This window comes from Paenibacillus terreus, from assembly GCF_042138595.1.
Lineage (GTDB): Bacteria > Bacillota > Bacilli > Paenibacillales > Paenibacillaceae > Paenibacillus > Paenibacillus terreus.
On record NZ_JBHIRX010000005.1, the window covers coordinates 117,203 to 142,867 of the forward strand.

A 25,665-nucleotide genomic window follows, 5' to 3' on the forward strand; every position below is an offset into this window, starting at 1 on the left:
GAGACTTTTGAGGAGGGGATTTCATTGGAGAAAGTAGACATTTTTAAAGACATTGCCGAGCGCACCGGGGGAGATATTTATCTGGGGGTCGTCGGTGCAGTCCGCACGGGAAAATCCACATTCATCAAGCGTTTCATGGAAACCATTGTGCTTCCCAACATTACCAGCGAAGCTGAACGGCTGCGGGCCACCGATGAACTGCCGCAAAGTGCGGCCGGCAAAACAATCATGACGACAGAGCCGAAATTTGTACCGAACAATGCGGTGCAAATCAAAGTAGCCGAAGGGCTTGAGGTGAATGTCAGACTGGTGGACTGTGTCGGTTATGCTGTGGACGGAGCGAAAGGGTATGAGGACGAAAACGGTCCCCGTATGATTTCGACACCATGGTTCGAAGAGCCGATCCCTTTCCAGGAAGCGGCTGAAATCGGCACGCGCAAAGTGATTCAGGAGCACTCCACGCTGGGTGTGGTGGTGACAACTGACGGCACGATTGCGGAAATCCCGCGCAGTTCGTATGTAGAGGCTGAAGAGCGGGTCATTGAGGAGCTTAAAGAGGTCGGGAAGCCGTTTGTCATCGTGATCAACTCCACCCGGCCGCGCAGCGAGGAAGCGCTGGAGCTGCGTAATGAGCTTGCTGCCAAATATGATATTCCGGTAATGACGCTCAGCGCCTCGACGATGACGGAAGAGGATGTTACCGGCGTGCTGAGAGAGGTGCTGTACGAATTTCCTGTTCACGAAGTCAATGTCAACCTGCCCAGCTGGGTTATGGTGCTGAATGAGCGGCACTGGCTGCGTACGAACTATGAAAATTCGGTCAGAGATACGGTCAAGGATATCCGCAGGCTGCGGGATGTGGACAGGGTAGTCGGCCAGTTTATGGAGTATGACTTTATTGAACGCGCCGGACTTAGCGGTATGAATATGGGTCAGGGAGTGGCCGAAATTGACCTGTATGCGCCTGACGAGCTGTATGACCAAATCCTTGTGGAAGTGGTCGGAGTGGAAATCCGCGGCAAAGACCATCTGCTGCAGCTGATGCAGGAGTTCTCCCATGCGAAGCGGGAATACGACCGGTTTGCGGAAGCGCTGGAAATGGTCAAGACGACCGGTTATGGCATAGCTGCTCCTTCGCTGGCTGAAATGGCGCTGGATGAGCCGCAGCTGATCCGCCAGGGCTCTCGTTTCGGTGTCCGCCTGAAAGCGACGGCACCATCGATCCACATGATCCGGGTGGATGTCGAATCCGAGTTCGCTCCGATCATTGGCACAGAGAAGCAGAGCGAAGAGCTCGTCCGTTATCTGATGCAGGACTTCGAGAACGATCCGATCAAGATTTGGGAGTCCGATATCTTCGGCAGATCGCTTCATTCGATCGTAAGAGAAGGAATTCAGGGTAAGATTGCCATGATGCCGGACAATGCCCGCTACAAGCTGCAGGAAACCCTGGGTCGTATCATTAATGAAGGCTCCGGCGGTCTGATTGCCATCATCTTATGATATGCAATATATGCCTGGTACGAAAAAACCGTGAAGAGTTAAACTCTTTGCGGTTTTTTTGTTTGCAGCTGTTTGGTATACAAGCGCAATAAGAAAAATCACAAAACCTATTTACATAGTCGGTTTAACGCGTTATATTAATTATCAAATTTAAAAGGTTGTACATACTTGAGGGGGAACAGAGAGAATGAAATTGAAAGCATCCAAAACGATGTGGATGGTATCCGTGCTGGCAGTCATGGCCCTATTTCTGAGCGCATGCGGTGTCCAGCTTCCCGAGCAGAAGGCTGCAGAAGGTCAGCAGAGCACCGCTGCAGCCGGTGGTGATCTGCGCGGCAAGCGGATTGCTCTGATCATGGAATTCAATACCGGAACTTTCTCGCAGCAATACGTGCAGGGCGTGGAAGAGGAAGTGAAGAAGTTTGGCGGTACGCTTACGAAATTCGTGGCTGATAACGATAAAGCGAAGATGGCCTCCCTGGTCGATAGCGCGGTTAACCAGCATTTTGACGCCATTTTGACAGACCATGGCGATTCGCTGCTTGAGCCAGGCTTGAAGAAAGCGGTAGAGAAAGGCATTCCGGTCGTCGTGTTTGATGCAGCGGTCAATGTGCCAGGCGCGACGGTCCTTTCCCAGGATGATCAAAAAATGGCGGAGCTTACACTGGAGCAGATGAAAAAGGATCTGAACGGCAAAGGCAAGATCGTGAAAATATGGGTCGCCGGCTTTGCGCCGATGGAAAGACGCCAGCAGTCTTATGCCAAGTTTATGGAGGAAAACCCGGGAATCGAGGAGATCTCTTCCTTCGGCAGCGCGCAAAATCCGGCCTTGGACACACAGGCCAAAATGGAAGCTGTCCTGAAGCAGTATCCGAAGGGTGAAATTACGGCGGTATGGGCAGCCTGGGATGAATTCGCGAAAGGTGCAGCGCGGGCGATTCAGCAGGCCGGCAGAGATGAAATCAAGGTATATGGTATCGATATGAGCGACGAGGATTTGCAGATGATTCAGGATCCGGCCAGTCCATGGGTCGCTTCGGCAGCGGTCGATCCGACGGATATCGGGCGTGTTCAGGTGCGTTATGTCTACCAGAAGCTGCATGGCGATGAACCTGAGGCTAACGTGGTGCTGGAGCCGGTTTATGTGCACCGCGATTCTCTGCCTGACCAGCAAATATCCACGGCTGAGCTTTCCCAGTATGTAAAGGGCTGGGGACAAAGCGAGCAGGGCAAGAAAGACTGGATGGCAGAATACGAAACGTCCAAGTAACCGGTCTGACCGTTCAAGAATGAACAGGAGGCGCGCTAAAGGCGCGCCTTTCCGTTGTGTGAGGAGGAAAATCCATGAATTCAGGTGCCTACAGGCTGGAAATGAGCGGCATCTGTAAATCCTTTGCGGGGGTGGCCGCGCTCCGTGATGTCGATCTTACCGTATCAGGCGGGGAAATTCACGCTCTGCTGGGAGCAAACGGGGCTGGCAAAAGCACCTTGATGAAAATTTTATCAGGCGCATACAGCCCGGACAGCGGCAGTATCTGCGCGAATGGCAGTGAACTGCGAATCGGTTCTCCGGCAGAAGCCAAAAAAGCGGGCATTCATTGCGTGTACCAGGAGGTTGACTCTGCGCTTGTCCCCCAATTGACAGTTGCCGAAAATATTATGCTGGACACTCTTTCCGCCCCAGGCGGAGGAATGTGGGCGGGAGGACCGCGTATGCGCCTTCAGGCAAGGGAAGCGTTGGACCGGCTGAAAGCGGACATCGATGTCCGTGCAAAAGTTGTGGATCTGACGCTGGCCGAAAAGCAGATGGTGCTGATCGCCCGCATTCTGATCCAAAAGGCAAATGTCATCATTTTTGACGAGCCGACGGCTCCGCTCAGCCAGGAAGAAACGAATCGTTTGTTTGAAACGGTCCATCAATTAAAGCAGGACGGTGTCGCTTGCATTTTGATCACACACCGGCTGCCCGAAGTAACGGAGCATTGCGACCGGGTAACGGTCATGCGGGATGGCACCCACGTATTTACCGGTGAAGCGGCATCCATTGATGCGGCCGGTATCGTGACGCATATGCTTGGCAAAACGTTTGCCGAGGAATTCCCGAAGGTGGAGGCCGAGCAGGGTGAAATCGTGCTTGAGACCCGTGCTCTCCGGCGCGGAACTAGAGTGCGTGGTGTGGATCTGTACGCCCGGAGCGGTGAAGTGTTGGCCATCGTGGGACTGGTAGGCGCGGGCAAGACGGAACTGTCGCGGCTGCTGACTGGAGCGGACAGGCCGGAAGGAGGGACTGTGCTGCTGCACGGCAAGGCCGTTCAAATGAAGCAGCCGGCGGACGGAGTGGCCCAGGGCATTGTCTCTGTTCCCGAAGAGAGGCGCAAGCAGGGAATTTTGATCGAGGAGTCCGTGGAACGCAACCTGAGCCTGCCGCTACTGGACAAGCTGAGTACGCTTGGTTTCGTCAACCGCAGAAGGGAGCGGGGACATGCCGAGCAGCTCGTATCTGCGCTGCGCATCAAGACGGCCTCCGTCCGGCAGGAGGCCAAATACCTGAGCGGAGGCAACCAGCAAAAGATCGCCATCGGGAAATGGCTGAACTCCGGAGCGGAAGTCTTCGTATTTGACGAGCCTACCAAGGGTGTCGATATCGGAGCCAAAAGTGATATTTTCCGGTTGATCGGCGAGCTTGCGGCAAAGGGGAAAGCCGTCATCTACCTGACGTGTGAGTTTGCGGAAGGGCTGGGAATCGGAGATCGCATCGCGGTCATGTACGATGGTGTTATCGTTAAAGAGTTTGCGCGCGGGGAAGCTGATCAGGAGAGGCTGCTGCTGTACGCAAGCGGTGGAGAGGATGTAAGACATGAAGGATAAATTGTTGAATTTGCTGTTCCGGTATGGGGCTGTAGTCGTCATTATAGGAGTAATCGCATACTTTTCGCTGACACTGCCATACTTTTTTACTTATGATAACCTGTCCGATATTTTAGGTTCGATTGCGATCGTTACTTTTGTGGCCATCGGAGTGACTCTGTCGCTCATCGTGGACGGCTTTGATTTGTCTGTGGGCTCAACGGTTTCCCTTACAACCGTGGCTTCCGCCTCTCTGATGATCTGGTATGAGCAGCCGGTGTATATCGTGATTTTGGCATCGCTGGCCATCGGTGCTGTCATCGGGCTTGTGAATGCGTTTATGATCGTCAAGCTCAGAATTCCCGATCTGCTCGCCACTTTGGCTGTGATGTACATCGTCAGCGGGATGCATAAGACCTATGCGCAGGGTTACACAATCTATAATCATATGCAGTTTCCGGACGGGACCAAAGCACCGGGTGAAATACCAACCTCATTTCTGCTGCTTGGCCAGGGCCGATGGCTCGGGCTGCCGTTCTCTGTCGTGCTGCTGATCGCTGCGGTTATTCTGGTGCATGTCTTTTTGACGTATACAAGATATGGCCGGCAAATGTATGTCACCGGGGGCAATGAGGAGGCGGCCAGACTGTCCGGAATCAAGGTGAAGAAAGTGCGGACGCTGGCCTATGTTGCTTCAGGGCTGTTTGCCGCCATCGCCGGCATTTTATATGCTTCACGCGTCGGCTCAGGACAGATTGATGCGGGTGCTCCCCTGCTGATGGAAGCGGTAGCCGCCGTATTTGTAGGATTTTCCGTGCTTGGGGCAGGCAAGCCGAATGTGATCGGCACCTTTGTGGGCTCCATCCTGATCGGTGTGCTCGTAAACGGCCTGACGATGATGAACGTGCAGTATTTCGCTCACGACATTATCAAGGGAATTGTGCTTGTTTTGGCGCTTTCCGTCACATTTTACGTACTGAATCGCCGCCGGGCTTGAAATTGTTGCTGGCATGTATTACTATAAACCTTGTTCCGCGTCGGAAATGCCGTGTACAGCAGGCAGGAACGGCGATGCTGATGAAAAATAAGCGGTTATACGTATATTTGATGGCAAAACGGAAAGAGATAATATTACTCTAAAAACATACTAGGTTCAGGAGGTGAATAGGCAATGAACAAAACAGACTTGATCAATCAGGTGTCCGAGAAAGCGGAGCTGTCCAAGAAGGATGCTACCAAAGCGGTTGACGCGATTTTCGACGCGATCTCCGAAGCTCTCCAATCTGGAGACAAGGTGCAGCTCGTCGGCTTCGGCAACTTTGAAGTCCGTGAACGTTCCGCACGTAAAGGACGCAACCCGCAAACTGGTGAAGAAATCGAAATCCCTGCGAGCAAAATCCCGGCTTTCAGACCAGGTAAAGCGCTCAAAGACGGAATTAAATAAGATTTCTTACATATTTCCATTGTTGCACGACAAGGCCGTGAATCCCATTCACGGCCTTTCGTTTTCAGAGCTAAAAGTGAGTGTTCAAAAAGTCAGGTTTTCAGCACCGAGAAGATTGGATGAAGGTAGGGACTGAGGAGCGGAGCGTACTTGGGGTACGTGAGCCCCGGAAGTCCCGGCTGAATTCAAGATTCGATGTCGAGTTCGCTTCCTGACTTTCTTCGTGATCAAAAGATGACTTTTTGAACTACCTCTAAAAGTGAATTTTGACCACCGGGTTGACAAAACAGGGGCGCTTCTGCATCATGAAGGTATTGAAATCGGGAGGGACTCGTTATGGAAGAAGGAAACGGCAGTGCCGATTATATCGTGATTAAAGCCAAGAGCAGCGGATGCCAGGTGTTCGGTCTGACCCGCGGCCATGATACGAAGCTGCATCATTCCGAAAAGCTGGACAAAGGCGAGGTTCTGATTGTGCAGTTCACGGAGCATACCTCCGGCATCAAAGTGCGCGGCAAGGCTCTTGTGATGACAAAGCACGGCGTTATAGATACGGAAGAGTGAAAAAGCAGGCATAGCCTGCTTTTTTTCGTTGTACAATGTGATATGGAGCCTTGTCTTGGACAGAATAAAGCCGGCAAGGAGCGGAGGGGGCAACGAAGCATGAAACGGTTGACGGTTTTCGCCGGGGCGCTGCTGCTGACGGTTGGCGCGGCCGCGCTTCTTCCCGCCCTGCAGCAGCTCGACCATTTTGCAGGCAGAGCGGAAAACACGAGGGCTGTGCTGCTGCCACAGCCGCGGATGGAGCTGAACGAATATAATCTGGTTGACCAGTTGAACGGGCTTTCGCTGACCATGCCCATCGCCAAGGTGAGCTGGAAGGAGGCGGTGCTGACTCTTGACCTCAAAATGCCGGAAACTGCGGCCGCCCCTGCAACGGTGTACGAAAATATAGCGGAAGCCGCAAGCTATTGTTTTTACGGGACGAGCAATGTGCAGCAGCTGCTGCTCAGAATCGTGGCCGAGGATCCTTGGACGGGAAAAAGATATCTGCTTATTGCCGCGGACATCAGGCGCGATGAATGGCCGGCTGAGGCGCTGCGCGCGCTACGGGGCTGGTCGGAGCCCGAATTGCCGGAAGAGCTGAAAAGCCAGTTCCGTATTTCGGATACGAAGCTGTGGCGTACCCGCTACCATGTCGAACCGCCGTCCTCATAGAGGTAGTTCAAAAAGTCATCTTTTGATCACGAAGGAAGTCAGGAAGCGGACTCGACATCGAATCTTGAATTCAGCCGGGCCTAAGCGGATGCTTCCGAAGCATGTTTCCTACGGAAACATTTCAGGTGCTCACGTACCCCAAGTACGCTCCGTTCCTCAGTCCCTAGCTTCATCCAACTCAGGCGTTTTGAAAAAACGCACTTCGGAAGCATACGTTTTGGTGCTGAAAACCTGACTTTTTGAACACTCACTGTTAAGGCAAACGCAGGAAATCTTTAATGCTCCTTAAGTCGCTTGTCCCAGTGATTTATGTTATAATAAGCGGTATTGCAATAAGTTAAATGGACAGTTTAGTAAAGGCTCGGAGGCTAAGGATGAAACCGTATCGCGTACCCCAGTTGGCAAAAAAATATGTGGAATACGACATGATACTGCAGCACACGGACATGCCGTCATTTCCTGACAGCCGCGCCCGTCTGCTGTTTGCGTTCCTCAACCGGAGCGATGAGCAGAAGGACGGCCGGGATGAATTGTACCCGCTTGCTACATCATTGGTACAAATGGGGCTTGATACCCATGATATGATCGATACTGCAAAGGAAATGCCCAGCCCGTCCAAAATGAGATCCAGGCAGCTCAAGGTGCTTGCCGGAGATTATTTTAGCGGGCGTTTTTACCAGCTGCTCGCCCAGGCCGGAAGCATCGACGCTGTCTCGATCCTGAGCAAAGCGATCTGTGATGTGAATGAGAGCAAAATGAGCATGTACCACAGCATGTGCAAGCTTCTCATGCCGCCTCAGGAATATTTGAACGGGATGGCGGTCATCAAGAAGAGACTTTTTCATTCCTTCACTCCATGGATTGGCGATTCTGACCGGAGGCTGTGGGAAAGCCTGCTGCAGGAATTCAGCCTGTGCGATACGCTGGCTGAGGAATTAACGAGGCTAGAAGCGGCCGAGCGTTCCAGATTCAGCTTTGCCTTCTGGAGGCTGCTGGAGAAAGGAACGGCGGAGGAGAGGGATCTGCTGCTGAACGAAACGCTTGACGGCAAGTCATGGCGTCAGCTGCTGCTGAAATACAAGGTAGGCGATTTGCTGCTGGACAAGCTGGATGCTGTGATCGGACGGATTCGGGAAATTCTGTCGGAAGCGGACGACAGGGACCGGGAAGAATTCGGACGGATGACAGAGCCCTTCCTGCGTCTCTTCCATACGCCCGGGACTGCCGTAAGGGAAGGTTAGGTGAAATGAATGAAATCAGGTGAAGCCCGGCCAAAGGAACAGTTTGTGCATGAGGTATTTGAGAGCATTGCAGGCAAATACGACGTGATGAACGATATCCTGAGCCTGCGCAGGCACAAGGCGTGGCGCAGTTTTACGATGAAGAAGATGAACATGCAAAAGGGAGACACCGCCATCGACCTCTGCTGCGGCACGTGCGACTGGACCCTGGCGATGGCCCATGCAAGTGAAACAGGGCACATCCACGGCCTTGATTTTAGCCAAAACATGCTTGAAGTCGGCAAGAAAAAAATCGGGCAGCAAGGCAGACAAAGCCAGATTACCCTCGTGCAGGGCAATGCCATGGAGCTGCCGTTTGCGGACAATACGTTTGATTATGCAACCATCGGCTTCGGCTTGCGCAATGTGCCGGATCTGCGGCGCGTGCTGCAGGAAATGCAGCGGGTCGTCAAGCCGGGCGGGCGGGTCGTCTGCCTCGAGCTGTCCAAGCCGACCTGGCAGCCGTTCAAAGGCATTTACTATTTTTATTTTGAACAGATTTTGCCGAGACTCGGCAAATTGTTCGCCAAACGGTATGAGCAGTACAAATGGCTCCCGGATTCGTTGGCGCTTTTTCCGGGAAGGGAGGAGCTGGCCGACATTTTCCGGGAGACGGGACTGCAGAATGTAACGGCCTATTCCCTAACCGGGGGCATTGCAGCACTGCATATTGGAGTCAAGGAGAGTCAGCATGATTAGGAAAATCGTTATTTTTTCGGAAATGATCAAGATCGAGCATACTTTATTTGCTCTTCCATTTGCTTTTATGGGCGCTATTCTCGGGTCCTTCATGGTCAACGGGGCGCTGCCTACCTGGGCGGAAATCGGCTGGATTCTGCTGGCCATGTTCGGGGCGCGCAGCGCTGCTTTCGGCTTTAACCGCATGATTGACCGGGTGATTGACGGCAAAAATCCCCGGACGGCATCCAGAGCCATTCCGGCCGGGCTGCTTAAGTCGTCGGAAGTTATCATTTTTATAATTGTCTGTCTCGCTCTTCTTTTCTGGGCGTCCTACCAATTGAACCCGCTCGCGCTTAAGCTGTTTCCGGTCGCACTCTTTATGCTTGTATTTTACTCTTACACGAAGCGGTTTACGTGGCTCTGCCATATCGTGCTGGGTCTGACCCTCGGTCTTGCCCCGCTTGGGGGGTGGATCGCGGTAACGGGAAGATTTGATACGGCGGCATTGGTGCTGTACATTACGATTGTATTCTGGACAGCAGGTTTTGATATCATTTACGCTTGTCAGGACTTTGATTTTGACCAAAAAGAAGGCGTATATTCCATTCCGGCCCGCTTTGGTGTGGCTGGAGCACTGAAAATTGCCCGCGCGTTTCATGTGATTACGGCGATTGGGTTTATCCTGCTGTTTTTTGCGGCTGATCTGAGCTGGTGGTATTTGGCCGGAATGATTATTTCATATATCATACTGTTCTACGAGCACTATATTGTAACGCCGAACGACCTCAGCCGTTTGCAGACCGCCTTTTTCAATATGAACAGCATTTTAAGCATCGTCGTGTTCGTGTTCACTCTGATTGATTTGGTGGTGCGCCATTACGTATGACTAATTATGCGGGGAAACGTATTGTCGTCGGAATTACAGGGGCCAGCGGTTCCATATATGGTGTAAGGCTTACAGAGGTTCTGCTGTCCATGGGCTTCGAGGTCCATCTCGTTGTGTCGAACGCAGGATGGCGGGTGCTGAAAGAAGAATTGGACTGGAATGTTACTGACCGGGAAGGCATACTGAACGACAAGTTCGGAGACCGTCCCGGTTCTCTTGTCTACCATCCGGTTACAGACATCGGGGCCACGATTGCCAGCGGCTCCTACTTGGCAGAGGGCATGATTATCATGCCCTGTTCTATGGGAACACTGTCTGCTGTAGCCCACGGTGCCTCGGACAATTTGATGGCCCGGGCGGCAGATGTCATGCTTAAGGAGGGGCGTCCGCTCGTGCTGGTACCCCGGGAAACGCCGCTGCATGCAATCCATCTGGAAAATATGCTCAAGCTGGCGCAGCTGGGCGTCAAAATCATACCGGCCATGCCGGCTTTCTATTTCAAGCCGCGCAGTCTGGAAGACATCGTGTTGTTTCTCGTAGGCAAAGTGCTTGACAGCCTTCGAATTGAACATCATCTGTTTACGAGATGGGGGGATACAAATGGAAACGGAGATCAGCCGCACCACACGGGTGGGCAAAATTAAATATACAAACGCCTGGCCCGTTTTTCATTATTTTCATCCAGAGCAATTACAGTATTCCGTCGAAATGGTCACAGAAGTTCCGGCCTTGCTGAACCGGCGTATGCTGGAAGGAGGTCTGGAGGTCAGCGCAATGTCTTCCTTCGCCTATGCGCAGGGCTCGGATCACTTTATGCTGCTGCCGGATCTGTCCGTCAGTGCGGACGGACCCGTGAAATCGATTTTGCTGTTTTCACGCGAGCCGCTTGAAAAAGCGGTCAACGGCACCATCGCCCTGACCAATACATCCGCAACGTCGGTCAATTTGCTCAAAATTCTCGTGGAGAAATATTTGCAGGGAAAACCGGAATACTTCACGTGTGAGCCGGATTTGACGGAAATGATGCAGCATGCCGACGCCGGCTTGCTGATCGGAGATCATGCGATTAAGGCTTCCTGGGAAAATGAAGGGTATTATGTGACGGATCTCGGCCAGTTGTGGAAAAATTGGACCGGATTTAGCATGACCTTTGCCGTCTGGGCCGTGCGCCGCGAGGCGGCCGCTTCCGCTCCGGAGGCGATCAGCGAAATTGTACAAGCCTTTCAATCAAGCAAGGAGCGCAGCCGCAGCAACTTGACGCCGCTCATCAACCAGGCTGTGCGGGAAATTGGAGGCAGTGAGCATTATTGGCACGGATATTTTTCAAATTTATGTTATGATTTCGGCATGAGGCAGCAGCAGGGGCTTGAGCTGTATTTTAATTATGCTCATGAATTGGGCCTGCTGGAGCACGAGATTAAACTGCAAATCTGGAGTGACAATACGCTGACACGGGTGAAGGAATGAATCGATTGGAACTATTCGGGTTGCTGAATAAGGATATGAACTTCATAGAGGATGAGCTGTACCGCAGCATCGACAGCCGGGAAGAACTGATTAATGATACTTCGCTGCACCTGCTCAAGGCAGGGGGCAAGCGGCTGCGGCCTGTATTTGTGCTGCTTGGCGGGAAGTTTGGGGAGTATGATCTGCACAAGCTCAAGCGGGTCGCCGTCCCGCTTGAATTGATACACTCGGCATCGCTCGTTCATGATGATGTGATTGACGATGCCGAGACGCGGCGCGGGCAGCCGACCGTAAAATCGAAGTGGGACAACCGGATTGCAATGTATACCGGTGATTACATATATGCGCGGGCCTTGAGCATTGTGGCGGAGCTCCCGAATCCGGCCATTCATCATGTGCTGTCCAAAGCGCTGGTACAGATGTCCATTGGCGAGATGGAGCAGATCCGTGACTTTTTTAATGTTGATCAGAGTGTGCGCAATTATCTTCTTCGTATCCGGCGCAAGACGGCGTTGCTCATTGCAGTCAGCTGCGAGCTGGGAGCGATGGCGGCGGATGCCCCGGGGCACATAAGTTCTTTGCTCTATTCATTTGGCTACAATGTAGGCATGGCTTTTCAGATCCATGACGATATCCTGGATTTACTGGGCACGGAAAAACAGCTCGGAAAACCTCCGGGCAGCGATATGAGACAGGGGAATATTACGCTTCCCGTTATTTATGCTCTGCAGCAGCCGGAATTGCGCGCAGCCCTGCTTGCGGAAATCAATCTGATCCGGGAGTATGAAGATAAACATAGTCCGCGTGCGGCCATCGAGCTGATTAAAAAAAGTGACGGAATCGCTAAAGCGGAAAATCTTGCCGACCGATATATTAAGAAAGCTTTAGATTCACTTGATCTTCTGCCTGAGGTCAAAACCAAAAAAACGCTGCGCGACATTGCTCATTTTGTTACCCGCCGTTCCTATTGAGAACAGCTATGTATTCCGAAAATGGCTGCGGTGTGACAAAAATTGTTTAAACGTTTGCAAACTTTCTGTTAAAATATCGTTGAACTAGCCAAAACTGTATTTGCGATAGGGAGTGAGCCAATGGATCGTACGTTTTTGATGGTAAAACCTGACGGTGTTCAACGCGGACTGATCGGCAGAATTATCAGCCGTCTGGAAGACAAGGGCTTCAAACTAACGGCCGCCAAGTTTGTGCAAGTCACCCGGGAGCAGGCCGAACGTCACTATGAGGAGCATAAGGGAAAACCCTTTTTCGAAAATCTGGTCAATTTCATTACATCCGGACCGGTTCTCGCCATGGTTTGGGAGGGGGATGACATTATCACTCTTTCGCGCACTTTGATCGGCAAAACGTCGGTCACTGAGGCGCTTCCCGGGACGATTCGGGGAGACTTCGCCGCGCACACCCCCTTTAACCTGATTCACGGTTCAGACTCGCCTCAAAGTGCCGAACGGGAGATTGCCAACTTTTTTGGTCCTGATGAAGAGGTTCAATACGATAAAAGCGTGACGGCCTGGATCTAAGCAAAACTTATTGCACAAAGGAATGGTATCATGAGTGAGCTGGAACACGGTCAGCCGGACCCTGACTATAGCGCATTTATCCGCAGCATCAAAGACAGCACAGGCATTGATCTCGCACAATACAAGGAAGCGCAGATGAAGCGCCGGCTAACGACACTCCGCAACAAGAACGGGTTTACCAGCTTTGTTTCGTTTTATGAGGCCATGATGAAGGAAAAGCCGCTGTTTTATGAGTTTCTGGACCGCATGACGATCAATGTATCGGAATTCTGGCGCAACCCCAACCGCTGGGAGGTGCTCAGGGATATTGTCCTTCCCGGCCTGCTGGCAAACAACCGCAAGCTGAAGCTGTGGAGCGCGGCATGCTCCACCGGCGAAGAGCCGTATAGTCTGGCGATGGTGCTTGACGGCAAAGGCATTTTGGGGGACTGCACCATTCTGGCATCGGATATTGATGAAGGCGCTTTGGCCAAAGCCAAAGAGGGCAAATATCTGGAGCGTTCGCTGAAGGATGTGCCCCAGGACGTGGCCGGCAAGTATTTCAAGCAGGACGGACAGATGTTCAGGATCGATGACCGGCTCAAGCGGGCGATCCGCTTTCAGAAGCAGAACCTGCTGCTGGACAAGTTCGAGAATGGGTATGATCTGATTATTTGCAGAAATGTCATGATCTATTTTACGGAAGAAGCGAAGCATCAGCTGTATCACAAGTTTGCGGCAAGCCTCCGTCCGGGAGGGGTGCTGTTCGTAGGCAGCACAGAGCAGATTTTCTCGCCTGGGCAGTATCAGCTTGAAGCGACGGAGACGTTTTTTTACCGCAAAAAATCGTAATGCCGATTGCGAATCACACCTCTTTTCCAGCAACTGGAGGGAGGGGTGATTTTTTTACATGTTTACTTACATAACAAGTGCATTTCTTGTCAAAGCGCATACCCTGTACTATAATGAGTTAACGGATTTTAGCGATGCGCAGTTTAACAGTTTAAAGGGGGAACGCAGCATGAGTTTACGCTACTTAACAGCAGGGGAAACGCACGGACCCCAATTGACGGCTATTGTGGAGGGTCTGCCAAGCAACTTGCGCTTGGATTTCGAGGAAATTAATTTTCAGCTGCAAAGACGCCAGAAAGGCTACGGCCGCGGACGCCGGATGCAGATTGAGACAGATACGGCCAATATCGTCGGTGGTGTACGGCACGGATATACTACAGGAGCGCCTGTCGCCATTGTCGTAGAGAACAAGGACTGGACGCACTGGCGGAACATTATGAACATTGAACCGATCGAGGGCACTGACGAGGAGAAGCGGCGGGTGCATCGCCCGCGTCCCGGTCATGCGGATCTGAACGGCGGGTTGAAATACAATCTGAAGGATCTGCGCAATGTGCTGGAGCGCTCAAGCGCTCGGGAAACGGCGATTCGCGTCGCCTGCGGTGCGCTGGCCCGCCAGCTGCTGGCCGAATTCGGGATCAAGGTGGCCGGACAGGTCATCCGTATCGGGGAAATCGAGGCTCCGTACAAGGAAATGCCAATTGACGAGCTGATCGCCGTAACCGAGGCATCTTCCGTTCGTGTAACCGATCCGGAGACGGAGAAGAAAATGGAAGCCTATATCGACGAAATCAAAAAGGAAGGGGATTCTGTCGGCGGCGTCGTGGAATGCATCGTGGAAGGTGTGCCGATCGGCCTTGGCAGCCATGTGCAGTATGACCGCAAGCTGGATGGACGCATTGCCCAGGCAGTCATGTCCATCAACGCATTCAAGGGTGTGGAAATCGGCATCGGCTTTGAAGCGGGCCAGCTGCGCGGCTCCCAGGTGCATGACGAGATTCTGCATACAGAGGAGCGCGGCTATCACCGCCGGACGAACCGCCTCGGCGGCTTTGAAGGCGGTATGACAAACGGGATGCCCGTAGTCGTACGCGGAGTCATGAAGCCCATTCCTACACTTTACAAACCGCTGCAAAGCGTGGATATCGATACCAAGGAAGCGTTCACGGCCCAGGTTGAGCGTTCGGACGCCTGTGCTGTGCCGGCGGCCAGCGTGGTCATGGAGCATGTGGTTGCATGGGAAATTGCGAAGGCGCTGCTTGAGAAGTTCGGCGGGGATTCCATCGAGGAAATCCGTGCCAACATGGAAGCCTACCAGGCGCAGCTGGAAAGGTACTGATTATGGGTACATTGACTGTTGAGCTTGGCGAAAGATCCTACCCAATATATATCGGGCAGGATCTGCTGGGACAGGCGGGAGCCTATTTTGAACAGCGCGGACTGTCCAGGAAGAGCCCTCATTTGATTATAAGCGACAGCAATACGGCGCCGCTTTATTTGCACAAATTGACCGAGAGTCTTGCAGACACCGGATACAAGACGTTTTCATTTGTCGTGGAAGCGGGGGAAAAGTCCAAATCTTTGTCCGTGTACGAAGGGGTCATCACAGCCGCCATTGAAGCCGGTCTGGACAGAAGCTCCTCCATCATTGCGCTGGGCGGCGGGGTTATTGGGGATCTTGCGGGTTTTGCGGCGGCAAGTTATATGCGCGGCATCCGCTTCGTCCAGATTCCGACCACGATTCTGGCCCACGACAGCAGTGTCGGCGGCAAAGTGGGTATTAACCACCCCCTGGCGAAAAATATGATCGGCGCTTTTCATCAGCCTGAGCTGGTCCTGTATGACGTGAATACACTGCTTACGCTGCCGCCGCGTGAGGTATCTGCCGGTCTGGCGGAAATGCTCAAGCACGGCTTGATTTGGGACGCCGACTTTGCCCGCTGGTGCCAGAAAAATGCGGAAAGGCTGCTGGCGCTTGAGCCTGAAGCGCTGGAGTATGGACTGGAGATGGGCTGTGCGGTGAAAGCGAAGGTTGTATCCCAGGATGAGAGGGAGAACGGACTGCGCGCGATTCTGAATCTCGGGCATACCATCGGCCACGCGATCGAGGCGATTGCCGGTTATGGCACGTTTTTGCACGGAGAGGCGATTTCCATCGGCATGGTCGGCTCCGCCATGCTCGGCGTCCGGCTTGGAGCTGACCCGTCTCTTGTACAGGAGACGAGAGCCATGCTGCAGTCGCTGCGCCTTCCGGTCGTCCTTCCCCGTGAACTGGAGACTGATGCATTAATGAGCGCGATGATGCATGACAAGAAGTTTAAAGAGGGCAGCATCACGTTTGTAGTCCCCCTTTCCATCGGACAGGTGGAGATCCGGAAGGACATTCCGGCCTCCCTTGTCAGGGAAATCGTGGAACAGCTGAAGAAGGAGGTGTAAGCCGTGTACAACCGAGGAATCCGCGGGGCGACAACCGTCACGCAAAATGATGAGCAGGAAATTCTTGAAGCTACCGGGCAGCTGCTGTCCGAAATTGTAAAGCGGAATGATCTGGACCCGGAATATATATCGAATATCTGGATTACGATGACTCAGGACCTGGATGCAACATTTCCCGCCAAGGCGATTCGACGGCTGGAAGGCTGGGAGCTGGTGCCGCTGATGTGTGCGGTTGAAATTGATGTCGAAGGCGGTCTGGCCAAATGCATCCGGCTGCTGGTCCAGGTGAACACAGAAAAATCGCAGCGTGAGATAAACCATGTGTATTTGAACGGAGCACAGGTGCTGCGTCCCGATTTGGCGGCTGCCTCCCAAGCGGATACGTGAGTAACTTCATGGTTGCCAGAAGGATGCAAATAGGATATAGTGGTTTCAGTAGCAGAGCCAGAGTAGAGTGAGTTTGAGTTGAGATTGAGAAGAGTGCAGATTAGAGCCGAGTCCATATGCATAAGACAGAAAGAAACGGTATGCTGTTTTTCCCTTGAGGGGCACAGGCATATTTTCTTTAGCAAAGGGAAAATGCTGCTTGCGGAAGCTGCAGCTGCCCTACAGCGAGAGGTTTCTTTCGTGTACACGGTATCTGAGTACCGAACATATGGCAGCATTCTTATAATTTCAATAATGATCAAGCCCCTACCGGCCGGTAGGGGCTTTTTTAATTTTCAGTTCATTCTGCTCCCAAATTTGAGAGGAAGTGAGCCCATGTTAACCCCAAATGTTGAGCAAGTGATTTCCATGTCCGCTGAATTCAATCTGATTCCGGTATACAAGAAGGTGCTGGCAGATATGGAAACGCCGATCCGGATTTTCCGCCGCTGCGCAGACCGAGACAGAGCCTTTCTGCTGGAAAGCGTGGAAGGAGGGGCACAGTGGGCCCGCTATTCTTTTATCGGGACAGATCCTTTTCTTATGATTTCCGGCAAAAAGGGGCGGATTACCCTTGAACAGAACGGAGAGAAGCGGGTGCTGGAAGGGAAGCCGGTGGAGTCGCTGAAAGCTCTGCTGCGCGGCTACCGCAGTCCGCGCCTTGAGGATATGCCTCCTTTTACAGGCGGCGCCATCGGTTTTTTCGGTTACGATCTGCTCCAGTATTATGAGAAGTTGCCGGAGCATGCCGTCGATGATCTGAATATGGACGATATCCGCTTTATGTTCTGTGATCAGATTATCGTTTTTGATCATGTCAAACAGCAGATGATGCTTGTGGGCAATGTCCATGTACGCCATGGAGCTTCAGATGAGGAGATCAGGCTTGCCTACGCCGGGGTAGAGCGGAAGCTGGAGATGGTTGCTGAGCGGCTGCGGGAGCCCGTGGCGGGGGATTTTGGCGGTGCGGCTGTCGTTCCTGGTGATGTTGAGCTAGGAGAAATCCACTCCAACCTGACGAAGGAGCAGTTCATCAGCAATGTTGAACAGGCGAAGGACTACATCCGGGCCGGGGATATTTTTCAAGTGGTGCTGTCCCAGCGTTTTCACATCGACACTGAGGTATCTCCGCTGCAGGTGTACCGGACTCTTCGTACCATGAACCCGTCGCCCTATATGTATTATTTGAAAATGGACGAAGAAATCATCGTGGGCACTTCCCCCGAGGCCCTGGTGAAGGTGGAGAATGGGCGGGTCGAGACGAGACCGATTGCGGGTACGCGTCCGCGCGGGGCCAGTGAAGCCGAGGACCGGGCCTTGGCGGATGAACTGCTTGCGGATGAGAAGGAGCGGGCTGAGCATCTTATGCTCGTGGATTTGGGCCGGAATGATTTGGGGCGCGTCTCGGAGTTCGGGTCGGTTAAATGCGACTCGTTCATGGAAATTGAGCGTTATTCGCATGTGATGCATATCGTCTCCAACGTCTCCGGGCGTCTGGCCGAGGATAAGGATTTCTTCGATGCCTTCCTGTCCTGCCTGCCTGCGGGGACCGTGTCGGGAGCGCCGAAGCTGCGGGCGATGGAAATTATCGCTGAGCTTGAACGGGAAGCGCGCGGTGCGTATGCAGGCGCTATCGGTTATCTTGGCTTTTCCGGAAATATGGACTCCTGTATTACGATCCGGACGATCGTGTTCAGAAAAGGCCGCGCTTATGTCCAGGCCGGGGCTGGTATCGTCTGGGATTCTGTAGCGGAAAACGAGTATCAGGAGACGGTCAATAAAGCCAAGGCCATGCTGAAGGCGATCCGTACGGCAGAAGCCATGTTCGCACAACCGAAGCGGAATAGCGATGTCCTGAACCAGGATTATCTGTACACCTCCCCGTAATGAGCGGGATCGGCTGGCCTTCAGAATTTTATGGACGATAAGGAGGAAATCAGGTGGAACGACAGCATCTTATACAGGCAGGACTGAATCAGGTATTGCAGGGAGCGGATTTGTCCCGTTCCGAGGCGCGTGCCATCATGGAACGGATTATGACCGGCGAAGCGACACCGGCGCAGATTGGGGGTCTGCTGGCGGCGCTGCGCATGAAAGGCGAGACGGTTGACGAAATTACAGGCTTTGCGGAGGCGATGCGCAGCTATGCAGGCAAGATAGGTGTCAGCGGCGAGCAGCTGCTGGATACTTGCGGTACCGGAGGCTCGGGCATTCATAAATTCAATATTTCCACGGTGTCAGCCATTATCGCGGCTGCGGAGTCGGTCCGGGTAGCGAAGCACGGCAACCGCTCCGCCAGTGGACGGGCGGGCAGCGCCGACGTGTTGGAGGCTCTCGGAGTCAATATTCATTTGACCGGAGAGCAGGCGAGACACTGCCTGGATCGAATCGGCATCTGCTTTCTGTTCGCACAGGTGTATCACCCGTCGATGAAGTATGCGGCAGCTCCGCGCCGTGAACTGGGCGTCCGCACGGTGTTCAACATGCTGGGACCGCTCACCAATCCGGCCGGAGCCGACCGCCAACTGCTCGGCATCTATGATAACAGCAAGACGGAAGTCATCGCATCGGTGCTGAACCAGCTGGGGTCCAAGCGCGCGCTGGTTGTCAGCAGCGCCGAGGGGCTGGACGAAATCAGCATTTCCGGACCGACTACGGTGTCCGAGCTGAAGGACGGGAAGGTGACAACTTACGAAATTACCCCTTCGGATTTGGGTCTGCGGAGCCATTCGCTTGAGGATGTGCTCGGCGGGGACGCCTCAGACAACGCGGGCATCATCCGCAGAATTCTGAATGGTGAGAAGGGGCCTTACAGGGAAGTCGTACTGGCAAATGCGGGCGCCTGCATCTATGTGGCAGGAAGAGCTTCTTCACTCCAGGAAGGAGTTCACAGGGCGGCAAAAGCGGTCGATTCAGGCAGGGCGCTTGAGAAGCTGGACCAGTTAATTCAGGCAACGGGGGAATATGAATATGTATCTTGATAAAATTGTGGTCACCAAGCAAAAGGAAACTGCTGCGCTGAAAGAGCGTTTTTCCATTCTTGAAGCGGAGCGCAGGATTGCGGATATGCCGCCGGCGCGCGGGTTCGAGGATGCGCTGGCAAACCGGCCCAAGCGGAGGCTGGGGCTGATTGCCGAGGTCAAAAAGGCGTCCCCCTCCAAGGGGCTGATCCGGCCTGACTTCGACCCGGTTGAGATCGCACGCGCCTATGAGGCTGCAGGGGCGGACTGTATTTCGGTGCTGACGGATGTGGATTATTTTCAAGGAAGTCCTGATTATTTACGGGAAATCAGACAGGCGGTCGGACTTCCGCTGCTGCGGAAGGATTTCATCATTGACGAAACGCAAATTTACGAAGCCCGCCTCCTTGGAGCGGATGCCGTGCTGCTCATTGCCGCCATTCTGGATAAGGAGCGCATGCGCCGCTTCCTGGGCACTGCGCGTGAAGCGGGGCTGGATACGCTGGTGGAAGTGCATGACAGGACGGAAATGGAAATGGTGCTTGAGCTTGGAGCAACCCTGATCGGTGTCAATAACCGCGATCTCAAGACGTTTGAGACGCGTCTGCAGACAACGGAGGAGCTGGCCAAGCTGGTTACGGAAGGAGTCACCCTCATCAGTGAGAGTGGCATCGCAGGGCCGCAGGATATTGAGTATTTGTATAGCAAAGGTGCAAAAGGCGTGCTTGTCGGCGAATATCTGATGCGGCAGCAGGACGTAGGCCAGGCTGTCCATGATTTGATGGAAGGCTGAATATAGCAGGTTTTACGGTGTGTGCAGGAATGGAGGAGGGACAGCTCAGTGCCGGAAACAGCAGTAAAAATTTGTGGACTTCAAAGCGTTGAAGTGCTAAAATCAATGGTACATTTAAATATCGATTATATCGGATTTGTATTTGCGGAGAGCAAGCGGCGCATTGACCCGGAACAGGCGGCTGAGCTTATGCAGGTGCTAGGGGAATGGAAATCGGACCGCCGACCGCGCAGCGTAGGTGTGTTTGTCAACCCGGACATCGATCAGCTGCAGGGGATCATGGACGTGGCGCCGCTGGATGTGATTCAGCTTCACGGCCAGGAAAACCCCGCTTTCTGCGCTTCTGTCAAGGAACGGTTCGGAACACCGGTGATCAAGGCGCTTCCGGTTCAGGGAGGTGCTGATGATGCAGCGGCTGGCGCTGAGCGGCTGGACCCCTATGGAGGGTTCGTAGATGCCTTCCTGCTGGACACCTATGATCCCCGCTATGGGGGAGGATCGGGTCGCACCTTCGCCTGGGAGGCCATTCCTGCTTATCACGAGCGTGCGGGGATGCATGGCATCCCTTTATTTATTGCAGGTGGTCTCACTCCCGACAACGCGGGCGAACTCGTCTCGACCTTTGGTCCGGAGGGGCTCGACGTATCCAGTGGTGTGGAGACGGACGGTGTCAAAGACATAGCAAAAATTACAGCATTCGTGGAAAGGGTGAAGCGTCATGGCACAACTGCCTGATCATAACGGCCGTTTCGGCGTTTTCGGAGGACGATTCGTACCTGAGACGCTGATGAACGCTCTGATTGAGCTGGAGGAATCCTACCGGAAATATGCGGACGATCCGGAATTTAACAAGGAGCTGAACTATCTGCTGAAGCAGTACTCCGGCAGGGAAACTCCTCTTTATTATGCGGAGCGGCTCACGAAGCATCTGGGCGGGGCAAAAATATATTTGAAGCGCGAGGATTTGAACCACACAGGAGCACACAAAATCAACAATGCGCTCGGCCAGGGACTTCTTGCGAAGAGGATGGGCAAGCATAAGGTCATCGCCGAGACAGGCGCGGGGCAGCACGGTGTTGCCACCGCTACGGTAGCCGCCTTGCTGGGACTGGAATGCAAGGTCTTCATGGGCGAGGAAGACACAGTCCGCCAGCAGCTGAACGTATTTCGCATGAAGCTGCTTGGCGCGGAAGTGATCCCTGTCACCTCGGGGTCCAGAACGCTGAAGGATGCCGGCAACGAGGCATTGCGCTACTGGGTCAGCCATGTGCACGATACGTTCTACATTCTTGGCTCCGCGGTCGGCCCGCATCCTTATCCGATGATCGTCCGCAATTTCCAGCGTGTGATCGGAGACGAGACCCGGCGGCAGATTCTTGAGAGCGAAGGACGGCTGCCGGATGTCGTCGTTGCGGCCATTGGCGGCGGCAGCAATGCCATCGGCATGTTTTATCCCTTTATCGAGGATAAGGAAGTGGCCCTGGTCGGTGTTGAAGCAGCGGGAAAGGGTATTGATACCGATCTGCATGCGGCAACGATGAGCAAGGGCACGCATGGCGTCTTCCAGGGCTCCATGAGCTATTTGCTGCAGGACGAGTATGGGCAGGTGCAGCCGGCCCATTCCATTTCGGCAGGCCTTGATTATCCGGGCGTCGGTCCGGAGCATTCCTACCTGAAAGATATTCAGCGGGCCCAGTATGTGCCGATCACCGATGCCGAGGCGCTGGATGCGCTGCAGCTTCTTTGCAGAACGGAAGGAATACTGCCTGCCCTGGAGTCATCCCATGCGGTGGCAGAAGTGGTTAAAATGGCTCCCGGCATGTCCAAGGCCGATGTTATCGTCATCTGTCTGTCCGGACGTGGGGACAAGGACGTGGAGTCAATTATGAAATACACGGGAGGCGAGCAGTCGTGAACTTGATGGATGCAACGTTTAACCGCCTCCGTGAGGAAAAAAAGACGGCACTGATTCCCTTTTTGACAGTCGGCGATCCGGATGTGGAGACGACGGTGGATATCATTCGTGAGCTGGAGGAGGCCGGTGCGGATATGCTGGAACTGGGCGTTCCGTACTCCGACCCGCTGGCGGACGGACCAGTCATTCAGCGCGCTTCGGAGCGGGCATTGCAGAACCGGATTACCATCCGCACTTGCCTGGAGGTGGCGGATAAGGCAAGGGAAGCCGGGGTAAGGATGCCTTTTATTCTCTTCACGTATTACAACCCGGTACTGCAAATGGGAATGGAGACGTTCTTTGCTGCTTTGCAGCAGTATGGAATCAGTGGTCTCATCATCCCTGACCTGCCGGTTGAAGAGGCCGAGGAGCTTGGACGGCGGGCGGCGCAGGCCGGCGTAAATCTTGTGCCGCTCGTCGCACCGACCTCGGATACGCGCATCGAGCGGATTGTACGCAACGCGCACGGTTTTATATACTGCGTGTCTTCTCTGGGAGTAACCGGGGAAAGAGCTTCGTTTTTTGAAGGTGTAGAGCAGTTTATCGAGAGTGTTAAGCGCCATACGGATCTTCCTGTCGCGATTGGCTTCGGAATTTCCAACGGCGAACAGGTAAAGCGCTTCTCGCGGATTTGCGATGGCGTTGTTGTGGGCAGCGCGATTGTGCGCCAGGTGGAGGAAGCGATCCCGCTGCTGGGCGATCCTTCCCGCCGCCAGGAGGGATTGTTGCAAATTCGCAGCTTTGTGGCACAATTAAGAGCATAATCTATTTAGCAGACAAGGAGGCGAAGGCTGTGCAGCCTAAACCGCAAATTGGCAATTTGCCGGTGTATCAGCCGGGTAAACCGATCGAGGAGGTCAAGCGCGAGCTCGGACTGGATCAAGTCATCAAGCTGGCATCCAACGAAAATCCGTATGGGAGCTCTCCTGCAGTTAAGGAGGCCATCCAGGCGGAGCTATCCAGCCTGAGCCTCTATCCGGACGGAAGCGCCGTAGAGCTGACCAGGGCGCTCGCCCGTCATACGGGTGTGCAGGAGGATCAGATTATTTTCGGCTGCGGGTCGGACGAGATCATCGCGCTGATTGCAAGAGCCTTTCTGATGTCCGGAGACGAGAACATCATGGCTGACCAGACCTTTTCGGTTTACAGAAGCAATGCGGATATTGAAGGCGCCGTCTCGGTCGAGGTTCCGCTTGTGGACGGGACGCATGATCTGAGTGCCATGCTTTCCCATGTCAATGACAGAACAAAAATCATTTGGGTATGCAATCCGAATAATCCGACAGGAACCATCGTATCGGAGGAAGAGCTGACCGCTTTCCTGGACCGGGTTCCGGGTCATGTCATGGTTGTTCTGGATGAAGCCTATTACGAATACGTTACAGACAGCTCGTATCCAAGCAGCATCCCGCTGCTGTCCAGATACAGCAATCTGGTTGTGCTGCGCACTTTCTCCAAAATTTACGGTATCGCTTCTTTGCGGGTCGGCTACGGAATAGCCCAGCCGGAGATTATCCGTCTGATTAACCAGGTGCGCGAGCCTTTTAACACGTCGCGGATCGGCCAGGCCGCCGCGGTTGCGGCACTCGACGACCAGGCCTTCGTGAAGGAGTGCCGGACCAAAAACGCCGCGGGCATCGAATATTTGCAAAAAGAATTCAAGAGACTGGGGCTTGCTGCTTTTCCGGCACACGGGAACTTTATTTTGGTGGATGTCGGCCTGCCTTCCAAAGAAGTGTTTCAATCGCTTCTGCATAAAGGGGTCATTGTCCGCGCAGGATTTGAAAAATATCCGACCTGCATACGCGTAACTGTCGGTTCCCAGTCACAGAACGAAATTTTCATCAGCGCGCTTGAGCAGGTGCTGGGCTTGGAAAAGGCGCAGGTGCAGCCTTAATAACGCGGATAGGAACGATATTCATGAAAATTGCTATATTCGGTGTGGGCCTGATCGGAGGGTCGCTTGCGCTTTGCTTTAAAGGCAAACCGGGGATCACTGTCGTGGGCCACGCCCATCTTCCGGAATTATTGGAACCGATGGTCAGCCGCGGAGTCGTCGACTCCGCGACCTTGTCCGTCGAGGAAGCGGCGCTGGACGCCGATTTTATATTTTTGTGCGTGCCTGTCGGGCAGCTTGAGCACTATCTGCTGTTGCTGAGCAAGCTTCCGCTGAAAAAAGGCTGTATCATCAGCGATGTGGGCAGCACGAAGCAGTCCATTACCTCGCTTGCGGAGAAAATTCAATGGGACGGCGTATATTTTATCGGCGGACATCCCATGGCAGGCTCGGAGCGCTCGGGCATTACGGCCGCGTCGGCCGTTTTATTCGAAAACGCCTATTATGTGCTGTCTCCGACGGCAGGAGTTCCCGAAGAAGTATGCCATTCGCTTGAGAGGCTGCTGAAATATACCGGTGCGCAGATTGTAAGGGTGGAGCCGGGAATGCATGACGATATTGTGGGGGCGATCAGCCATCTTCCGCATATTATTGCTGCTTCCCTGGTAAATCAGGTGCGCACGCATAATGAAGAAAACGGTCTCTACCGCGTGCTTGCCGCTGGCGGCTTCAGGGACATTACGCGTATTGCGTCCAGCGACCCGATTGTATGGCGCGATATTCTGCTCAGCAACCGTGATGTGCTGCTGAATCTGCTGCAGGAATGGAATCAGCAGATTGAACGTTTCACCCGCCTGCTGGTGGAACAGGACGGGGATGGCATCGCGGACGAGTTCCGGGCGGCCGGCGCGTTTCGCAGCGAGCTTCCTGAACGGCGCAAGGGAATGATCACTCCTTTATTCGACCTGTACATCGATGTTCCGGACACGCCTGGCATTATCGGTCAAATCGCCACCCAGCTTGGCGATCACCGCATCAATCTCAGCAATATGCAGATTATCGAGAGCAGAGAGGATGTGCCGGGTATTCTTAGGCTGTCGTTCAGACAGGAAGAGGATTGGGAGAAAGCAAAAAAGCTGCTCAGCGAGCAGCGCTACCACGTGGTTGTTTAAACGAGCGAAACAGCCGGTCTGCAGCTGCAGACCGGCTGTTTTTCACCAAAAAAGAAAACGCTTTAAAAAAATCGTTGACAAAATGAAAACGGATACATATACTTAAAGTACAGTATGGTTTCTCTCCACTCCTATCCTTTAACTGAACTACTTGCAACATAGTAGTAACCACTTGGGTTCTGGCCTGAGTGGTCTTTTTTTTGTCAAAAAGGTGAACCATTTTGGAACTTTTAGATTACAGCTAATATATGGTACAATGGGTGAGGTGAATTTTGAACATAGACGGAAGCTTTAATTTATTGGCGCATAGAGACAAGAGAGCGCAACTTTTATAAACCTGTTCGGTAATACATAATAAGAGAGTCGAACGGGGAAGAGGCACATGGGCGAGGAGG

The 25,665-nt window shown here is 53.4% G+C and carries 26 protein-coding genes; all 26 read left to right on the forward strand.

Going from position 1 to position 25,665, the window contains the following annotated elements; genetic code table 11:
* Positions 1-24: 24 nt before the first annotated feature.
* The 26 genes from spoIVA (at position 25) to ACE5KN_RS11820 (ending at position 25,270) form a co-directional block, all read left to right on the forward strand.
* A complete protein-coding gene (gene spoIVA, locus ACE5KN_RS11695) occupies positions 25-1,503 on the forward strand; it encodes a stage IV sporulation protein A (RefSeq protein WP_375523570.1) in 1,479 nt (492 codons plus the stop codon).
* A 187-nt stretch (positions 1,504-1,690) separates the two neighbouring features.
* Positions 1,691-2,773, forward strand: a complete 1,083-nt coding sequence (locus ACE5KN_RS11700) for a sugar ABC transporter substrate-binding protein (protein ID WP_375523571.1) — start codon at positions 1,691-1,693, stop codon at positions 2,771-2,773.
* A gap of 74 nt (positions 2,774-2,847) precedes the next feature.
* Positions 2,848-4,371, forward strand: coding sequence for a sugar ABC transporter ATP-binding protein (locus tag ACE5KN_RS11705; RefSeq protein ID WP_375523572.1), 1,524 nt, complete (start codon positions 2,848-2,850; stop codon positions 4,369-4,371).
* Positions 4,361-5,347: an ABC transporter permease gene (locus tag ACE5KN_RS11710; RefSeq protein ID WP_375523573.1), complete on the forward strand. Its 987-nt coding sequence runs from the start codon at positions 4,361-4,363 to the stop codon at positions 5,345-5,347. The genes ACE5KN_RS11705 and ACE5KN_RS11710 overlap by 11 nt, the downstream gene beginning before the upstream one ends.
* Positions 5,348-5,521: 174 nt before the next feature.
* Complete coding sequence (gene hbs, locus ACE5KN_RS11715; protein WP_355320329.1) at positions 5,522-5,794, forward strand: non-specific DNA-binding protein Hbs; 273 nt, start codon at positions 5,522-5,524, stop codon at positions 5,792-5,794.
* A gap of 336 nt (positions 5,795-6,130) precedes the next feature.
* The gene (gene mtrB, locus ACE5KN_RS11720) at positions 6,131-6,358 is read left to right on the forward strand and encodes a trp RNA-binding attenuation protein MtrB (protein WP_375523574.1); all 228 of its coding nucleotides are present in this window, start codon (positions 6,131-6,133) and stop codon (positions 6,356-6,358) included.
* 99 nt (positions 6,359-6,457) lie between these two features.
* Complete coding sequence (locus tag ACE5KN_RS11725; protein ID WP_375523575.1) at positions 6,458-7,012, forward strand: hypothetical protein; 555 nt, start codon at positions 6,458-6,460, stop codon at positions 7,010-7,012.
* A 374-nt stretch (positions 7,013-7,386) separates the two neighbouring features.
* Entirely contained in the window at positions 7,387-8,253 is an 867-nt protein-coding gene (locus tag ACE5KN_RS11730) for a heptaprenyl diphosphate synthase component 1 (RefSeq protein ID WP_375533081.1), read from the forward strand.
* 9 nt (positions 8,254-8,262) lie between these two features.
* A complete protein-coding gene (locus tag ACE5KN_RS11735) occupies positions 8,263-8,991 on the forward strand; it encodes a demethylmenaquinone methyltransferase (RefSeq protein ID WP_375523577.1) in 729 nt (242 codons plus the stop codon).
* Positions 8,984-9,859 (forward strand): UbiA-like polyprenyltransferase, encoded by an 876-nt coding sequence (locus tag ACE5KN_RS11740; protein WP_375523578.1) that lies wholly within the window; start codon positions 8,984-8,986, stop codon positions 9,857-9,859. Before ACE5KN_RS11735 ends, ACE5KN_RS11740 begins: the two co-directional genes overlap by 8 nt.
* Positions 9,856-10,503, forward strand: a complete 648-nt coding sequence (locus ACE5KN_RS11745) for a UbiX family flavin prenyltransferase (protein WP_375523579.1) — start codon at positions 9,856-9,858, stop codon at positions 10,501-10,503. The genes ACE5KN_RS11740 and ACE5KN_RS11745 overlap by 4 nt, the downstream gene beginning before the upstream one ends.
* A complete protein-coding gene (locus tag ACE5KN_RS11750; protein ID WP_375523580.1) occupies positions 10,460-11,326 on the forward strand; it encodes a menaquinone biosynthesis protein in 867 nt (288 codons plus the stop codon). The genes ACE5KN_RS11745 and ACE5KN_RS11750 overlap by 44 nt, the downstream gene beginning before the upstream one ends.
* A complete protein-coding gene (locus ACE5KN_RS11755; RefSeq protein WP_375523581.1) occupies positions 11,323-12,297 on the forward strand; it encodes a polyprenyl synthetase family protein in 975 nt (324 codons plus the stop codon). The genes ACE5KN_RS11750 and ACE5KN_RS11755 overlap by 4 nt, the downstream gene beginning before the upstream one ends.
* 120 nt (positions 12,298-12,417) lie before the next feature.
* Positions 12,418-12,861, forward strand: a complete 444-nt coding sequence (gene ndk / locus ACE5KN_RS11760; RefSeq protein ID WP_375523582.1) for a nucleoside-diphosphate kinase — start codon at positions 12,418-12,420, stop codon at positions 12,859-12,861.
* A gap of 30 nt (positions 12,862-12,891) precedes the next feature.
* Complete coding sequence (locus tag ACE5KN_RS11765; RefSeq protein WP_375523583.1) at positions 12,892-13,692, forward strand: CheR family methyltransferase; 801 nt, start codon at positions 12,892-12,894, stop codon at positions 13,690-13,692.
* 169 nt (positions 13,693-13,861) lie between these two features.
* Positions 13,862-15,031, forward strand: coding sequence for a chorismate synthase (gene aroC / locus ACE5KN_RS11770; protein ID WP_375523584.1), 1,170 nt, complete (start codon positions 13,862-13,864; stop codon positions 15,029-15,031).
* Positions 15,032-15,033: 2 nt separating this feature from the next.
* Positions 15,034-16,128, forward strand: a complete 1,095-nt coding sequence (gene aroB / locus ACE5KN_RS11775) for a 3-dehydroquinate synthase (protein ID WP_375523585.1) — start codon at positions 15,034-15,036, stop codon at positions 16,126-16,128.
* A 3-nt stretch (positions 16,129-16,131) separates the two neighbouring features.
* Positions 16,132-16,515, forward strand: coding sequence for a chorismate mutase (gene aroH / locus ACE5KN_RS11780; protein WP_375523586.1), 384 nt, complete (start codon positions 16,132-16,134; stop codon positions 16,513-16,515).
* A gap of 375 nt (positions 16,516-16,890) precedes the next feature.
* Positions 16,891-18,441 (forward strand): anthranilate synthase component I, encoded by a 1,551-nt coding sequence (trpE, locus tag ACE5KN_RS11785; protein ID WP_375523587.1) that lies wholly within the window; start codon positions 16,891-16,893, stop codon positions 18,439-18,441.
* Between the two features lie 53 nt (positions 18,442-18,494).
* Complete coding sequence (gene trpD, locus ACE5KN_RS11790) at positions 18,495-19,535, forward strand: anthranilate phosphoribosyltransferase (RefSeq protein WP_375523588.1); 1,041 nt, start codon at positions 18,495-18,497, stop codon at positions 19,533-19,535.
* Positions 19,525-20,307 carry an indole-3-glycerol phosphate synthase TrpC gene (gene trpC, locus ACE5KN_RS11795; protein WP_375523589.1) on the forward strand — a complete coding sequence of 261 codons (783 nt, stop codon included), beginning with the start codon at positions 19,525-19,527 and terminating at the stop codon, positions 20,305-20,307. The genes trpD and trpC overlap by 11 nt, the downstream gene beginning before the upstream one ends.
* A 48-nt stretch (positions 20,308-20,355) precedes the next feature.
* Complete coding sequence (locus ACE5KN_RS11800; protein ID WP_375523590.1) at positions 20,356-21,042, forward strand: phosphoribosylanthranilate isomerase; 687 nt, start codon at positions 20,356-20,358, stop codon at positions 21,040-21,042.
* Positions 21,026-22,222: a tryptophan synthase subunit beta gene (trpB, locus tag ACE5KN_RS11805; RefSeq protein ID WP_375523591.1), complete on the forward strand. Its 1,197-nt coding sequence runs from the start codon at positions 21,026-21,028 to the stop codon at positions 22,220-22,222. Before ACE5KN_RS11800 ends, trpB begins: the two co-directional genes overlap by 17 nt.
* Positions 22,219-23,025, forward strand: a complete 807-nt coding sequence (gene trpA, locus ACE5KN_RS11810; protein ID WP_375523592.1) for a tryptophan synthase subunit alpha — start codon at positions 22,219-22,221, stop codon at positions 23,023-23,025. The genes trpB and trpA overlap by 4 nt, the downstream gene beginning before the upstream one ends.
* 29 nt (positions 23,026-23,054) lie before the next feature.
* Positions 23,055-24,158 (forward strand): histidinol-phosphate transaminase, encoded by a 1,104-nt coding sequence (gene hisC / locus ACE5KN_RS11815; RefSeq protein WP_375523593.1) that lies wholly within the window; start codon positions 23,055-23,057, stop codon positions 24,156-24,158.
* A 23-nt stretch (positions 24,159-24,181) separates the two neighbouring features.
* A complete protein-coding gene (locus ACE5KN_RS11820; protein WP_375523594.1) occupies positions 24,182-25,270 on the forward strand; it encodes a prephenate dehydrogenase in 1,089 nt (362 codons plus the stop codon).
* Positions 25,271-25,665 lie beyond the last annotated feature (395 nt).